Below are 514 nucleotides of genomic sequence, written 5' to 3' on the forward strand. Positions count from 1 at the left end.
TTTAATTAACCGAGAATTTATTATGACTTATAATTTTAACCCTCATCGCCATATCAAAATTTGGCTTAGCAAAAATCCAGCCTCTTTTTTGAATCTTGAAAATCGAGCACGCCTTATTAAGATGCGAGCCACTAATCCAACAGACGAAATCAATTTCATCTATGACAGTAGTCTTTTGTCTGCACAAGCCTTAAGGGATCTTGATATATTTTGCAAAAAATACCAGATTGTGGCAAAAGATGTACAAAAAGATGTAATTCCCAATTGTACGACGGCAGAAGAAAAAAACTTAATTAAAAGTTATCAAGACGAAATTACGAATTTAGAGGCTGGCGGGAATTTGGCGGTAGCCTGTGATCTTATACGCTGGTTGCACCCTGTCTACGAACTTGGTACTTACACTGATTTTGATGTACCCGTAGATACTAGGTTCAATCACCATTTAATTATGCCCAAATAGCAATGGCAGCGAGAGCAATGGACGAGATAAAAATGGAGTCACAACGGTCATATC

The 514-nt window shown here is 37.4% G+C and carries 1 protein-coding gene; it reads left to right on the forward strand.

From position 1 onward, the window contains the following. On the forward strand, positions 1–460 hold a 460-nt coding region (locus Lfee_RS07720), incomplete at its 5' end, for a glycosyltransferase family 88 protein (protein ID WP_330981747.1). Between the last annotated feature and the right edge of the window lie 54 nt (positions 461–514).

The sequence above is a fragment of the Legionella feeleii genome (assembly GCF_001467625.1).
Lineage (GTDB): Bacteria > Pseudomonadota > Gammaproteobacteria > Legionellales > Legionellaceae > Tatlockia > Tatlockia feeleii.